Below are 12976 nucleotides of genomic sequence, written 5' to 3'. Positions count from 1 at the left end.
AGGAAGGCACCACGAGGTGGTGGTGCCGGTGGAGCAGACTCTCCACGAGTACGAAGGGGCGTCGGCCGACGCGGAGTTGCGGCGGCGGCTGGTGTACGGGGACGAGTCCGCGCTGACCGAGGCGTACGCCGCGTACGGCGGACTCGTCCGGGCGGTGGCCGTCCGCGTCACGCACAGCCCGGCCGCCGCCGAGGACGTGGCGCAGGAGGTCTTCGCCCAGCTGTGGAGCAGGCCGTACGGGTTCGACGCGCGCCGTGGCTCGCTGCGCACCTGGCTGTCCGTACTGGCGCACCGGCGGGCCGTGGACTGGGTGCGCAGTGAGGCCCGGCATCGCAAGGCGGCCCACGCCGACGATTCGGCGCTGCAGGCGATCCCCGACGCGGGGCCCGGCCCGGACGAGGCGGTCGTCGACCGGGAACGCTCTCTCCTCCTGCACACCGCGCTCGCCGAACTCCCGCGGACCCAGCGGGAGGTGGTGCACCTCGCGTATTTCGCGGGCCGCACCTACCGCCAGGCCGCCGTCGAACTCGGTATTCCCGAAGGCACCGCCAAGACCAGGCTGCGCTCTGCCCTGCGCAAGCTCGCCGAGTCCTTGGCGGAGCCACCGGATCCGGCGTGGGAGAGGGGCGCATGATGGACGCGGCAGGGAAACGGGGAAGGGAGGTGCGCGGTGACCACTGACCACGACGGTGTGCGTGAACTGCTGGGAGCCTGGGCCTTCGGGGCGTTGCCGCCGCAGGAGGAGAAGGCGGTTCCGCTGCACCTCGGCGAGTGCGAGAGCTGCGCGGCGGAGGCGGAGCGGCTGCGGGAGACGGCACGGCTGCTGGGCGGGCCGCGGGGAACAGCCATGATCAACGGCTCCGCGGAGCGGGGCGGCCCGAGCCCCGGAGAACCGGAAGGTCTTCTCGCCCTCGCCCTGCGCTCCCGGCCCGCCGCGTCACGCGTCGCCCCGCACGCCGCACCGTACGCCGCCGCCGTCGCCGGACTCCAGGCGCTGCTGCGGGAGTTGGCGGAAAGCGAGCCGTCATGGGCCACCCCCGTCGTGCACGACTGGGACGTCCACGCCACGGTCGGTCATCTGATCGCCGCAGACGAACCGCTCGCCCGCGGCCTCGGTCTCGACCGGCGTGAACCGGTCACGCCCGCTGCCGAGGACACCCCGTGGGACGTGGCCTGGAACGCACGGACCGCCGACGTCATCGCGTACGAGCGGCAGCGCACCCCTGAGGAGACGGTGGCCGCGTGGGCGGCGCAGGCCGGCGCGCTGCTGGCGACGCCCGAGGCCCTGGATCCCGAACGCGCCGCGCACGCCCTGACGCTGATGGGGATCCGGCTGCCCGTCGCCGACCACTTCCTCGTGCGTGCTTTCGAGACGTGGATCCACACGGACGACATCGGCCGTGCGCTCGGCCTCGCCGTGCCGCCGCCTCCCGGCCCCCACCTGTGGCAGCTGGTCCGCCTCGCCGTTCACATCCTCGGTATGGCGCTGGGGACCACCGCTCCCCCGGTGCTGTTCACGGTGGCCGGCGAGGAGGGCGACGAGCGCGACGACACCCAGTGGGTGCTCGGCTCGGAGGATGAACCGGTGCGGGCCGAACTCGTGCTGGAAGCCGTCGACTTCTGCCTGCTCGTCGGCGGACGGTACGCGCCGGACGAGGTCCCGAGGGGCACGTCGGGCGACGAGGCCGCCGTGCGGAACGTACTGGAGCGGGCCGCTGCGCTGTCCTGGCTGTAGGCCTGTAGGCCTGTAGGCCTGTAGGCCTGTAGGCCGCACGAGGGGCGGCACCCTCACCGAGGGTGCCGCCCCATCATCCGCAGCTCACTTCACCTAGGTGAAGCGCGCGGTCACCGCACCGGGGTGAAGTCCCGGGCCCCGATGAACTCGGGGCGGCGTACCGGCGCCGCGAACGGCTCCACGGCCGTGTTCTCCACGCTGTTGAACACGATGAACACGTTCGACCTCGGGAACGGGGTGATGTTGTCCCCCGAACCGTGCATGCAGTTGCAGTCGAACCAGGTCGCCGAGCCGGCCCGCCCCGTGAAGAGCTTGATGCCGTGCTGGGAGGCGAACTTGGTGAGCGCCTCGTCCGAGGGCGTGCCCGCGTCCTGCATCTGCAGCGACTTCTTGTAGTTGTCCTTCGGCGTGGCCCCCGCACAGCCGAGGAACGTCTTGTGCGACCCCGGCATGATCATGAGACCGCCGTTGGTGTCGTAGTTCTCGGTCAGCGCGATCGAGACGGACACGGTGCGCATGTTCGGCAGACCGTCCTCGGCGTGCCAGGTCTCGAAGTCCGAGTGCCAGTAGAAGCCGCTCGCCCCGAAGCCCGGCTTGACGTTGATCCGCGACTGGTGGACGTACACGTCCGAACCGAGGATCTGCCGTGCCCGGCCGACCACGCGCTCGTCGCGAACGAGCTGGGCGAAGATCTCGCTGATCTTGTGGACCTCGAAGACCGAACGGATCTCCTGCGACTTCGGCTCCACGATCGAGCGCTCGTCGGCCCGGATCGCCGGGTCGCTCACCAGGCGCTCCAGCTCGGAGTGGTAGAGGGCGACTTCGTCGTCGTCGATGAGCTGCTCGATGGCGAGGAAGCCGTCGCGCTCGTACGACTCGAGATCGGCCGGCGCGACCGGGCCCGGCGCGTCAGGCGCGCCCCACACCACCGGGTCCTGGCGGGGTACGGACACCTCGGCGGCGCCGCGGCTCGGATACAGATCGGTGAGCGTGGTCATGAGTTATCAGACCTCCTCGGTCAGCAGGGGGTATACGCCGTTCTCGTCATGGTCCTCCCGTCCGGTCACCGGCGGATTGAAGACACAGAGGCAACGGAAGTCCTCCTTGATCTTCATCGTGTGCTTCTCGTGCCCGTCGAGGAGGTACATGGTGCCGGGGGTGATGGTGAACTTCTCCCCGGTCTCGTCGTTGGTGAGCTCGGCCTCGCCCTCGACGCAGACAACGGCCTCGATGTGGTTCGCGTACCACATGGAGGTCTCCGTACCCGCGTACAGGGTCGTCTCGTGCAAGGAGAAGCCGACCTTCTCCTTGGCGAGGACGATGCGTTTGCTCTCCCAGGTGCCCGACTCGGACTTGACGTGCCGGTCGGTGCCTTCGATGTCCTTGAACGAACGGACTATCACGGTGCTGCGGTACCTCTCTCTCCTGCGTTCAGGCCTGCTTCTGCAGGCCTGCTGTCAGGTCGTTTCTCGAACGGCGCGGGCGAGGGTGCGCAACCCCTCGTCCAGCTCGTCCGGAGTGATGGTGAGGGCAGGGAGAAGCTTCACGACCTCGCTCTCCGGGCCCGAGGTCTCGATGAGCAGACCGAGTTCGAAGGCCCGCTGGGCCACGCGGCCCGCGCGGTCCTTGTCGTGGAACTCGATGCCCCAGACCAGTCCGCGGCCGCGGTACTCCTTGCTTTCCTCGGGGTTCTCCTCGCGGATCGCCCTCAGTGCCTGGTCGATCTGCTCGCCGCGGGCCCTCGTCTGCTTCTCCATGGCGGGCCCGTCGGACCAGTAGGCCTCCAGCGCCGCGGCGGCCGTGACGAACGCCGGGTTGTTGCCGCGGAACGTGCCGTTGTGCTCGCCCGGCTCCCAGATGTCCAGCTCGGGCTTGAACAGGCACAGCGACATGGGCAGTCCGTAGCCGCTGATGGACTTCGAGACGGTCACGATGTCCGGCGTGATGCCCGCCTCCTCGAAGGAGAAGAACGCGCCGGTACGGCCGCAGCCCATCTGGATGTCGTCGACGATCAGCAGCATGTCCTGCCGCTCGCACAGTTCCGCGAGGGCACGCAGCCACTCGGCGCGGGCGACGTTGATGCCGCCCTCCCCCTGCACGGTCTCGACGATCACGGCGGCGGGCTTGTTGAGGCCGGACCCCTGGTCCTCCAGCAGCCGCTCGAACCAGATGAAGTCGGGGACCCTGCCGTCGAGGTAGTGGTCGAACGGCATGGGCGTGCCGTGCACGAGCGGGATGCCGGCGCCGGCACGTTTGAAGGCGTTGCCGGTGACGGCGAGCGAGCCCAGCGACATGCCGTGGAAGGCGTTCGTGAAGGACACGATCGACTCCCGGCCCTTCACCTTCCGGGCCAGTTTCAGCGCGGACTCGACGGCGTTGGTGCCCGTCGGCCCGGGGAACATGACCTTGTACGGCAGGTCGCGGGGGCGCAGGATCAGGTTCTGGAACGACTCCAGGAAGGCGCGCTTCGCGGTCGTCGACATGTCGAGCCCGTGCGTGACGCCGTCCCGCTCCAGGTAGTCGATGAGGGCGCGTTTGAGCACGGGGTTGTTGTGGCCGTAGTTGAGTGACCCGGCACCGGCGAAGAAGTCCAGGTACTCGTGGCCGTCCTCGTCGTACATGCGGCTGCCCTGCGCGCGGTCGAAGACGGTGGGCCATCCGCGGCAGTAGCTGCGCACCTCCGACTCCAGGGTCTCGAAGACGCTCAGGTCGGGCTGGGTGATGGTCACAGCGAATCTCCTCCTGGGAGATGTTTGGTCAGGCGGTGGGGGGTAACCGGACAACGCCGTCCGGTCGGGTCGGTCGCTCGGACAGTCGGCTCAGTCGGTGGTCGGCTCAGTCGGCCGATCGGCTTTCGGTCACCCCGGTGATCGGCTCGGATGGAAGGCCAGCGGTCCGATGCGGTACAGCACTTCGGGCGCGTGCGGGCCGTCGGGGAAGTGCTCCGTGTCGAAGAGGACTTCACGCTCGACGGTGGTTCGGTGACGTTCGGCGTACGAGGTGAACAGTCGCTCCGAGGCCGTGTTGCCCGGAGTGATCGTGGTCTCGACGGAGGTGAGGGCGTGGTTCTGGGCGACCTGCGCCGTGAGTCCGTCCAGCAGGGCGGCGGCGAGTCCGCGCCCGCGGTACGCGGCGTCGACGGCCACCTGCCACACGAGGAGGGTGTGTGGCTGCTCGGGCCGGACGTACCCGGTCACGAAACCGACCGGTTCTCCCGCCGTGTCGCGCGCCACCACCGAGGTGCCGGCGAAGTCACGGCACCACAGCAGATAGCTGTACGAGGAGTTCAGGTCGAGGGTTCTGGAGTCCTTGGCGATACGCCAGAGTGCGGCGCCGTCCGCCACCTCCGGACGGTCGAGCCGCAGGCCCTCCGGCATTTCCAAGAATTCCGCTTGCAGGTCTGCTTGTGCGGCGGTCATGCGGATTGAATTTACCGAGGGAAAGTTGAAATTGCATCGTCGGATGGGGTTACGGAAGCGGCGCTCGTGTGTTATCGCGCGGCGCGGGCGGGCGCGCGGTGCACGCCAAGAGAATGCTGCTTTATCCGTAAAATTCCGGACGAAATAAAAGTCTTGTGTGTTGTGTCACAGATACGAAATCGCCACGAGACCTGCCCGAATTACGAGACCAGCGTTCGCGAAATCTTAGTGTTTAGGCTCGAAGAAAGCGGGCAGAAGAAGACGGGAAGCTGCACTCAAAAAGGCGGAATAATTGGGTCCGAGTGAATTCATTGATTAGGCGCCCGTGACCCCGTCGATACGCTCCCTGAGGATGTCCGCGTGGCCGTTGTGCCGGGCGTACTCCTCGATCATGTGGACGAGGATCCAGCGCAGGCTGACCTCCAGCCCCGCCATCGGCCCGTCGGCGATCCGTCCGGTCTCCTCCAGCGACCGCCCCGCGCACAGCTCCTGCCCCCGGGCGATCTCCCGGCGCCAGACGGCCAGCGCCTCGTCGAGCCCGCGCTCCGGCGCGAGGGCGTAGCCGCCCGCTCCCTCCGCGTACAGGGCCGGCACGTCCAGCCCGCCGAACACCCGCTGGAACCAGTTCCGCTCGACCTCGGCCAGATGCTGGACGAGGCCGAGCAGCGTCATCTCCGACGGCTCGGCGGACGCCAGCCGCAGCTGCTCGTCCGCGAGCCCTGCACACTTCAGCTCCAGCGTGGCACGGTGAAATGCCAGCCAGCTCTCCAGCATGGGCCGCTCATCTCCGGTCAGGAGGGGGATGGGGCGGCCGTCAGGGAGAGTCTGGTGTGTGTCGGTGGTCATGCTGGGCAGCATGACACGAGAGATCCGACGATGTGGGCGGAACGCGGCCCACAGTCAGGGATCAGCTGCCGTCCCGCAGGTCCTTGGGCCAGTCCGGGCGGAACTCGATGCCGTCGTACGTGACCACGCACCCCTCCCCCATCGGGGACTGGGCCATGAAGCCGACGAGGGCCGCTCCCGAGGTCTCCTCGTCGCCCAGGGTGAAGAGGCGGACGAAGGTCCAGCGCTTGCCGTCCTTGGAGGCGTGGAAGGCGAAGGCACGGCCGGTGCGGCTGATCCGGAGCCAGACCGAACTTCCCTCCACGGTGAAGGAATTGGCGTCGTCGGAGTGGCCGCGGGTGACCACCGTGCAGACGGTGGGCACGTCCGGGGAGTTCTCCAGGCAGAGCTTGGCCCAGGCCCGCTCGCCCACGTGTATGTACAGAACGCCCGCGTCGAAGGCCGCGGCGAAGCCGACGGTGACGCGGGCGATCAGCTGGAAGTCCCCTTCCGGCGCCCCGAGCAGCCGGGGCGCGTCGGACGCCGGGTCCAGGGCCTCATCGGTGGGCGGCACGAAGCGGTCCTGCCGCGCGCCCGCCCAGCCGCTGAGCACCCCGTCCTCGTACGACCAGTGCCCATCGGGCCCATAGGTGCGGAGCGAGAAAGGGAGTTGGGGAAGTTCCACGTCCATCCTGTGAGTGTCTCAGGTCCCCTCCACCCGCGACCCCGCGCCCCATGGGGGCGGGGCTGTCACATCATGCGGCTCCGCCGCGAGGGCGCGACCAGCCACGGACGACGTGCAGCCCGCGACCGGCCACAACCCCAACGGCGCTTCCCGCGATGGGGTCAGACCTCGAGACGGCCGTTGAAACGACGCGGCAACCCCAACGGATTCTCATCGCGGAGCTCACGCGGCAGCAGCGCCTCGGGGGCGTTCTGGTACGCCACCGGCCGCAGCCAGCGCTCGATCGCCGTACCGCCCACGGAGGTGGACGTCGAGGTGGTCGCCGGGTACGGGCCGCCGTGGTGCTGGGCGGGCGCGACGGCGACACCGGTGGGCCAGCCGTTGACCAGGACACGGCCCGCCAGCGGGGTGAGCTCGGCGAGGATCTCCGCGCCGCGGCCGTCGCCCGCCGCCTCCTCGGTGGACAGGTGCACGGTCGCGGTGAGGTTTCCGGGCAGACGGGACAGGACCGCCGTGGCCTCCGTCTCGTCCTCGTAGCGCGCCACCACCGTGAGCGGACCGAAGCACTCCTCCAGGAGCAGGTCGTGCTCGCCCTCGGCGGTGAGCTTCTCCGCCGGCACGGTCAGGAAGCCGGGGCTCACCGTGTGCTCGCTGCCCGCGCCCGGGGTCACCGGAGTGTCCACCTCCGGGAGCTGGGTGCGCTCGGTGACGCCGGCGACGAAGTTGTCGCGCATACGGTGGTCGAGCAGGACTCCGGCCTCGGTGTCGCTGACGGCCTCCGTGAGGGACTTCACCAGCCGGTCGCCCGCCGCGCCCGTCGGCGCGAGGACGAGACCCGGCTTCACGCAGAACTGGCCGACGCCCAGCGTCATCGAGCCCGCGAGGCCGGTACCGATCGCCTCGGCGCGCTCGGCGGCCGCGGCCTCGGTGATGACGACGGGGTTCAGGGAACCGAGCTCGCCGTGGAAGGGGATCGGCACGGGGCGGGCGGCCGCCGCGTCGAAGAGGGCACGGCCGCCGCGTACCGAACCGGTGAAGCCGGCCGCCGAGATCAGCGGGTGCTTGACCAGTTCGACGCCCGCGTCGAAGCCGTGGACGAGGCCGAGGACGCCCTCGGGGATGTCGTGCTGCGCGGCGGCACGGCGCAGTACGGCGGCCACCAGCTCGGAGAGCGCCGGGTGGTCCGGGTGGGCCTTGACGACGACCGGGCAGCCGGCCGCGAGCGCGCTCGCGGTGTCGCCGCCGGGGACCGAGAAGGCGAAGGGGAAGTTCGAGGCCGAGTAGACGGCGACGACGCCCAGCGGCACCTTGTAACGACGCAGGTCCGGGATCGGCGGGGTCGCGGTGTCGTCGGGGTGGTTGATCACGACGTCGAGGAACGCGCCCTCGTCGACGATGTCCGCGAAGGCCCGAAGCTGGTAGCAGGTGCGGGCGAGTTCACCGGTGAGCCGGACCGGTCCCAGCGCGGTCTCGGCGTCCGCGGCCTCGACGAGGTGGTCCTTGGCGCCTTCGAGCTGGTCCGCGGCGGAGCGCAGGAACGCCGAGCGGACCGCGCGGTCGGCGAGGGATCCCCGGGCGGCGTGCGCCGCGCGGACAGCCTCGTCCACCTCCTGGGCCGTTGCCTCCACCGCAACCTGTTCGCGCTGCTTCCCGGTTCGGGGGTCGACACTCCAGACTGGTGCTGCTGCCACCGCGGGTTCCTCCAGATGTGATGCCGCAGTTCTTGTCTCACTCACCAGGGCGTTCGATATGCTGAACGCTGTCTCTGATGGTGAATATGCCTTGGGAGACTATTTCCCGTCGAACGAAGGGGTCAAGGGCGATGTCGGCAGGCGAGACAGGCGGCGGGGCGCAAGTCAAGTCCGCGGTGCGGACCGTGGAACTGCTCGAATACTTCGCCGGCCGACCCGGAATGCACTCCTTGGCCGCCGTACAGGGGGCCGTAGGATACCCCAAATCCAGTCTCTACATGCTGCTGCGCACGCTCGTCGAGCTCGGCTGGGTCGAGACGGACGCGACGGGGACGCGGTACGGCATCGGGGTACGCGCGCTTCTGGTCGGTACGTCGTACATCGACGGCGACGAGGTGGTGGCAGCGGCCCGGCCCACGCTCGACCGGCTGTCGGACGACACGACCGAGACGATCCACCTGGCCCGGCTGGACGGCACGAACGTCGTCTATCTCGCCACGCGCCAGTCCCAGCACTATCTCCGCCCCTTCACGCGCGTGGGCCGTCGGCTGCCCGCCCACTCGACCTCGCTCGGCAAGGCGCTGCTGGCCACGCACACCGACGAGCAGGTACGGAAGCTGCTGCCGGAGACCCTCCCCGCCCTGACCGAGCACACGATCACCGACCGCGAGAAACTGATCGAGGAACTGCACCAGGTGCGGGAGCAGGGCTTCGCGGTGGACCGCGAGGAGAACACCCTGGGGCTGCGCTGCTTCGGGGTCGCGATTCCGTACCGCACCCCCGCGCGGGACGCGATCAGCTGCTCGGTGCCGGTGGCACGGCTGACGCCCGCGCACGAGCAGATGGTGAAGGACGCGCTGTTCGACGCACGTGACCGGCTGACGCTCGCTACCCGGAGGCTCTGAGATGCGCGGTTCAGGAAGCATGGAGGCGGGGGACATGGAGGTCGCGCTCCGCGAGGTCCACGACAGCGATCTGCCCGTCTTCTTCCGGCAGATGAACGATCCGGACTCGCTCAGGATGGCCGCGTTCACGGCCAAGGACCCGGCCGACCGGGACGCCTTCGACGCTCACTGGTCACGGATCCGCAGCTCCCCCGACGTCGTCCTGCGCACCGTCCTCGTCGACGGCGACGTCGTGGGAAGCGCCTCGGTGTACGGCGATCCGGGCGAGCGCGAGGTCACCTACTGGATCGACCGAGCGTACTGGGGCCGCGGCATCGCGACGCGTGCCCTGAAGGCCCTGCTCGCCGAGGTCCCCGAGCGCCCGCTGCACGCCCGTGCCGCGGCGGACAACGCGGGTTCGCGGCGCGTCCTGGAGAAGTGCGGATTCCGCGTGACCGCGCACGACAGGGGATTCGCGAACGCGCGCGGGGCGGAGATCGACGAGCTGGTTCTCACTCTGGACGGCTGAACCTTCTCCCCCGCGCGGCGGAGGCGGATCAGCAGTGCGCAGGAGGTGCCCGGCGGCCCCGGGACGGGAGCGTGGCTGTCATGACGCAGACACTTTCCTCCGCTGCGGTACCGACACCCGCGCTCGCCGCCGGCACCAGCCGTCTCCGCAGAGTGCTGCGTACCCTGGCCATCGTCTCGTGCGCGCCCTACGTGTCCCTCAAAGTCGCCTGGCTGGCCGGGAGTCACCTCGGCATCCCCGAGAACAGCTCGCTCCTGGACCACCGCACGACCATGGCGATCGCCAACGGCCTGAGCGTGCTCCTGGACAGTGCCGTGATCGTGCTGGCGCTGCTGCTCACCCGCCCCTGGGGGATGCGGGTGCCCGCATGGCTGCTCGCGTTTCCGATGTGGGTGGCGACCGGGCTGCTCGCCCCGATCATGACCGGGTTCCCGGTGCAGTTGCTGGTCAAGGCGCTCGGCGGCAGCGTGCCCACGTCCTCGGGCACCGGGAGTGCGGCGTTCCTCGACGAGTGGGTGTTCGGGGTCGTGTACACCGGGTTCATCGTGCAGGGGCTCGCCCTGGGGACCTTGTTCGTGCTGTACGCCCGGGACCGCTGGGGCCACCTGTGGCAGGGCCGGGTCCGGGAACTGCCGGCCGGCTCCATGGGCGTGACACACCGGGCGTCGGCCGTGGCGGCCGCCGTGCTCGCGTTGTTCCCCGCCGGCATGCATCTGCTCTGGGCCTGCGGCGGCACCGCGGGGCTGAGCGAGGGGCGGATCGCGGACCGGACCGGCGACTTCTACGCACTGGAGGCCATGTACGTCGTCTTCCTGGCCGCCGCCGTCACCGGCGCGTGGCTGCTCGCCTTCCGGCGGGGCCGCGCGCTGCCCGTGAAGGTGCCGCTCGCCCTGGCCTGGATCGGCTCCGGCGCCGCGGCCTGCTGGGGCGGCTGGCTGTCGCTTGCCTCGTTGACCGTGGACGACAGCGCGGAGGGGCCGACGCGGCTGATGAACCTCACTTACGCTGGGCAGATGATCGTCGGCATGCTCGTGGTCAGCGTAGGCGCGTACTTCCTCGCGGAGCGGTCCCGTGCCGCACGGCGATCCGGAACCGCACTGGGTTCCGGCCCCGCGCAGCGACCGGCGAATGGGGTCTCCCCTGCTTGAGCGAAGCCGAGAGCTTGGGGAACTTCTCGCACGGACCCTGTTCGGTCGGCGGACGCGCCGCCGGTGGATCCATCTGATCCTCGGCGGCGCACTCGCCATGCCGTACGTCTTCGTCGGCGAGCTCATCGTGACCATGCTCTTCGGATCGCGGGACGGGTCCGGGTCGCTGTTCCCCCAACTCGCCTCGTTCTTCGCCGGGTTGCCGCTCGCCGCCGTCACCGCCGTCTTCCCCCTGACGAGGCCGATGTCGGTGGCGGCGGCACGCGCGCTGTGCGGGATCGACGGCGACCGGCTCGCCGACGGACCCGCGCGGACCCGGGCGGCGAAGGGGCGTACGGCGGCGTGGTTCACGCTGCATCTCGGCTTCGGCGGGATCATCGCCGGGATGTCGCTCGCGGTGCCGCCCTTCGCGGTGGTGCTGATCGTGCTGCCCGTCTTCGTGGGGCTGCGCGACTCCCGGCTCGGACTGCCCGAAGTCTTCGACCACACCTGGGTTCTGGCGCTCTCACCGCTCGCGGGAGTGGCGACCCTGCCGGCCCTCGCCGGATGCGCGGCGGCCGGCGGGGCGCTTCTCGCCCGCTGGGCGCCGGAGTTGCTCGGGCCGACACCGGAGGACCGGCTCGCCGCCGCCGAGGCCCGCGCCGCCGACCTCGCCGTACGCAACCGGCTCGCCCGCGAACTCCACGACTCCGTCGGCCACGCACTGAGCGCGGTCACGCTGCAGGCGAGCGCGGCCCGCCGGGTGCTGGGCAGCGACCCGGAGTTCGTCCGCGAGGCGCTGGCCGCGATCGAGGACACGACGCGCCGTACGGTGGGCGAACTCGACGCCGTACTGGGCGTGCTGAGGGACGGCGAGGCCACCGACGGGCCCTGGTCGGGCGACCTCGCGCTCTCCCCCGCGCCCACCCTCGCCGCCGACCTCGACGGTTTGCTGCGCCGCACCCGCGCGTGCGGTCTGCGCGTGGCCGCCACCGTGGCGGCGGACCCCGGGGCGCTCCCGCCGCTCGTCTCCCGGGAGGCCTACCGCATCGTGCAGGAGGGGCTGAGCAACGCCCTCAAGCACGCGGGCGACCAGGTCACCGTGGCCCTGCGGATCGAAGTCACCGGCACGGGGCTGGAGATCACTCTGGAGAACCCGGTGCCGGGCGCCACCGCAGCCCGACCCGGCACGCCCGCCCGCCCCGGCGCACCTCCCCGCCCCGGTGGCGGCCACGGGCTGCGCGGCATCGCCGACCGGGCCCGGCTGCTGGGCGGCACGGCCGAGTCGGGGCCGACGGACGGGGGCTGGCGTCTGCACGTACGACTGCCCGTCGAGGGAAGCAGGACAAGCGACAGCAGTGACATCAGCGACACCAGCGAAGAGAACGAGAGAAGCAGGGGTACCGCATGACCATCCCGGCCATCCGTGTCGTCCTCGCCGACGACGAGCGCATGGTCCGCACCGCGCTCCGTGCGATCCTCGCCGCCGAGCCCGACATGGAGGTCGTGGGCGAGGCGGCGACCGGTGCGGAGGCGGTGTCCGTCGTACGGGAGTTGCGCCCCGATGTCGTCCTCATGGACGTGCGTATGCCGGAGATCGATGGCATACGCGCCACCGAGCAGATCCTCACCACGCTGGAGGCGCCCCCGCGCGTCGTCGTCGTGACGACCTTCGAGAACGACGCGTACGTGTACGAGGCGCTGCGCGCCGGGGCGGCCGGCTTCCTGCTCAAGCGGGCGGACGCGGACGCGCTGGTCCAGGCGGTCCGGCTGGTCGCGCGCAGCGACAGCCTGCTCTTCCCGGCGGCGGTACGGGCGCTCGCCACCGAGCACGCGCGCGCGAACACGGCACCGCCACCGTGGGTGGCGAAGCTCACGGGACGCGAGAGCGACGTGCTGCGGCTCATGGCCGCCGGGCTCACCAACGCCGAGATCGCCTCACGCATGGGCGTCGGTCCCGCGACGGTGAAGTCGCATGTGGCGTCCGTCCTGGCGAAGACGGGAACCCGGGACCGTACGCAGGCGGTGATCGCGGCCTATGAGGCGGGCTTCATGAAAGGAGGATGAGAAACCGGGGCGGA

At 70.4% G+C, this 12976-nt stretch carries 14 protein-coding genes; 7 read left to right on the top strand and 7 right to left on the bottom strand.

From position 1 onward, the window contains the following. Nucleotides 1-16: 16 nt before the first annotated feature. Nucleotides 17-634, top strand: coding sequence for an RNA polymerase sigma factor (locus tag FGD71_RS23285; RefSeq protein WP_119102443.1), 618 nt, complete (start codon nucleotides 17-19; stop codon nucleotides 632-634). Between the two features lie 36 nt (nucleotides 635-670). Continuing rightward, complete coding sequence (locus FGD71_RS23280) at nucleotides 671-1735, top strand: maleylpyruvate isomerase family mycothiol-dependent enzyme (protein WP_119102442.1); 1065 nt, start codon at nucleotides 671-673, stop codon at nucleotides 1733-1735. A gap of 110 nt (nucleotides 1736-1845) precedes the next feature. Here the strand turns inward: FGD71_RS23280 and thpD are convergent, their stop codons facing one another. From thpD to FGD71_RS23245, 7 genes are all read right to left on the bottom strand, one after another. Next, complete coding sequence (gene thpD, locus FGD71_RS23275; protein ID WP_119102441.1) at nucleotides 1846-2733, bottom strand: ectoine hydroxylase; 888 nt, start codon at nucleotides 2731-2733, stop codon at nucleotides 1846-1848. Between the two features lie 6 nt (nucleotides 2734-2739). Further along, nucleotides 2740-3138 (bottom strand): ectoine synthase, encoded by a 399-nt coding sequence (locus FGD71_RS23270; RefSeq protein ID WP_119102440.1) that lies wholly within the window; start codon nucleotides 3136-3138, stop codon nucleotides 2740-2742. Between the two features lie 54 nt (nucleotides 3139-3192). Continuing rightward, entirely contained in the window at nucleotides 3193-4464 is a 1272-nt protein-coding gene (gene ectB, locus FGD71_RS23265) for a diaminobutyrate--2-oxoglutarate transaminase (protein ID WP_119102439.1), read from the bottom strand. 129 nt (nucleotides 4465-4593) lie between these two features. Continuing rightward, nucleotides 4594-5154, bottom strand: a complete 561-nt coding sequence (gene ectA / locus FGD71_RS23260; RefSeq protein WP_119102438.1) for a diaminobutyrate acetyltransferase — start codon at nucleotides 5152-5154, stop codon at nucleotides 4594-4596. A gap of 315 nt (nucleotides 5155-5469) precedes the next feature. Then, nucleotides 5470-6000, bottom strand: a complete 531-nt coding sequence (locus FGD71_RS23255; protein WP_119102467.1) for a DinB family protein — start codon at nucleotides 5998-6000, stop codon at nucleotides 5470-5472. 61 nt (nucleotides 6001-6061) lie between these two features. Next, the gene (locus tag FGD71_RS23250; RefSeq protein WP_119102437.1) at nucleotides 6062-6670 is read right to left on the bottom strand and encodes a DUF1349 domain-containing protein; all 609 of its coding nucleotides are present in this window, start codon (nucleotides 6668-6670) and stop codon (nucleotides 6062-6064) included. Between the two features lie 155 nt (nucleotides 6671-6825). Beyond that, nucleotides 6826-8355 (bottom strand): aldehyde dehydrogenase (NADP(+)), encoded by a 1530-nt coding sequence (locus FGD71_RS23245; protein ID WP_119102436.1) that lies wholly within the window; start codon nucleotides 8353-8355, stop codon nucleotides 6826-6828. Nucleotides 8356-8486: 131 nt separating this feature from the next. Between FGD71_RS23245 and FGD71_RS23240 the strand changes: the two genes are divergently transcribed. The 5 genes from FGD71_RS23240 to FGD71_RS23220 all read left to right on the top strand — a co-directional run bounded on the left by FGD71_RS23240 (nucleotide 8487) and on the right by FGD71_RS23220 (nucleotide 12962). Then, on the top strand, nucleotides 8487-9260 hold the full coding sequence (locus FGD71_RS23240; protein ID WP_119102435.1) for an IclR family transcriptional regulator: 774 nt from the start codon (nucleotides 8487-8489) through the stop codon (nucleotides 9258-9260). 34 nt (nucleotides 9261-9294) lie between these two features. Then, a complete protein-coding gene (locus tag FGD71_RS23235; RefSeq protein WP_119102466.1) occupies nucleotides 9295-9768 on the top strand; it encodes a GNAT family N-acetyltransferase in 474 nt (157 codons plus the stop codon). Between the two features lie 80 nt (nucleotides 9769-9848). Next, nucleotides 9849-10916 (top strand): hypothetical protein, encoded by a 1068-nt coding sequence (locus FGD71_RS23230; RefSeq protein ID WP_119102434.1) that lies wholly within the window; start codon nucleotides 9849-9851, stop codon nucleotides 10914-10916. Beyond that, a complete protein-coding gene (locus tag FGD71_RS23225; protein WP_119102465.1) occupies nucleotides 10897-12306 on the top strand; it encodes a sensor histidine kinase in 1410 nt (469 codons plus the stop codon). The genes FGD71_RS23230 and FGD71_RS23225 overlap by 20 nt, the downstream gene beginning before the upstream one ends. Then, nucleotides 12303-12962: a response regulator transcription factor gene (locus FGD71_RS23220; RefSeq protein ID WP_119102433.1), complete on the top strand. Its 660-nt coding sequence runs from the start codon at nucleotides 12303-12305 to the stop codon at nucleotides 12960-12962. Before FGD71_RS23225 ends, FGD71_RS23220 begins: the two co-directional genes overlap by 4 nt. Nucleotides 12963-12976 lie beyond the last annotated feature (14 nt).

The sequence above is a fragment of the Streptomyces sporangiiformans genome (assembly GCF_005768555.2).
GTDB lineage: Bacteria > Actinomycetota > Actinomycetes > Streptomycetales > Streptomycetaceae > Streptomyces > Streptomyces sporangiiformans.
This window is presented reverse-complemented; position numbering and strand designations above follow the sequence as displayed.

Excerpts from the sequence above, each read along its gene's own strand:
- thpD (WP_119102441.1), bottom strand. The coding sequence starts at position 2,733 with ATGACCACGCTCACCGATCTGTATCCGAGCCGCGGCGCCGCCGAGGTG.
- ectA (WP_119102438.1), bottom strand. The coding sequence starts at position 5,154 with ATGACCGCCGCACAAGCAGACCTGCAAGCGGAATTCTTGGAAATGCCG.
- FGD71_RS23255 (WP_119102467.1), bottom strand. The coding sequence starts at position 6,000 with ATGACCACCGACACACACCAGACTCTCCCTGACGGCCGCCCCATCCCC.
- FGD71_RS23250 (WP_119102437.1), bottom strand. The coding sequence starts at position 6,670 with ATGGACGTGGAACTTCCCCAACTCCCTTTCTCGCTCCGCACCTATGGG.
- FGD71_RS23240 (WP_119102435.1), top strand. The coding sequence starts at position 8,487 with ATGTCGGCAGGCGAGACAGGCGGCGGGGCGCAAGTCAAGTCCGCGGTG.
- FGD71_RS23235 (WP_119102466.1), top strand. The coding sequence starts at position 9,295 with ATGGAGGTCGCGCTCCGCGAGGTCCACGACAGCGATCTGCCCGTCTTC.
- FGD71_RS23230 (WP_119102434.1), top strand. The coding sequence starts at position 9,849 with ATGACGCAGACACTTTCCTCCGCTGCGGTACCGACACCCGCGCTCGCC.
- FGD71_RS23225 (WP_119102465.1), top strand. The coding sequence starts at position 10,897 with ATGGGGTCTCCCCTGCTTGAGCGAAGCCGAGAGCTTGGGGAACTTCTC.
- FGD71_RS23220 (WP_119102433.1), top strand. The coding sequence starts at position 12,303 with ATGACCATCCCGGCCATCCGTGTCGTCCTCGCCGACGACGAGCGCATG.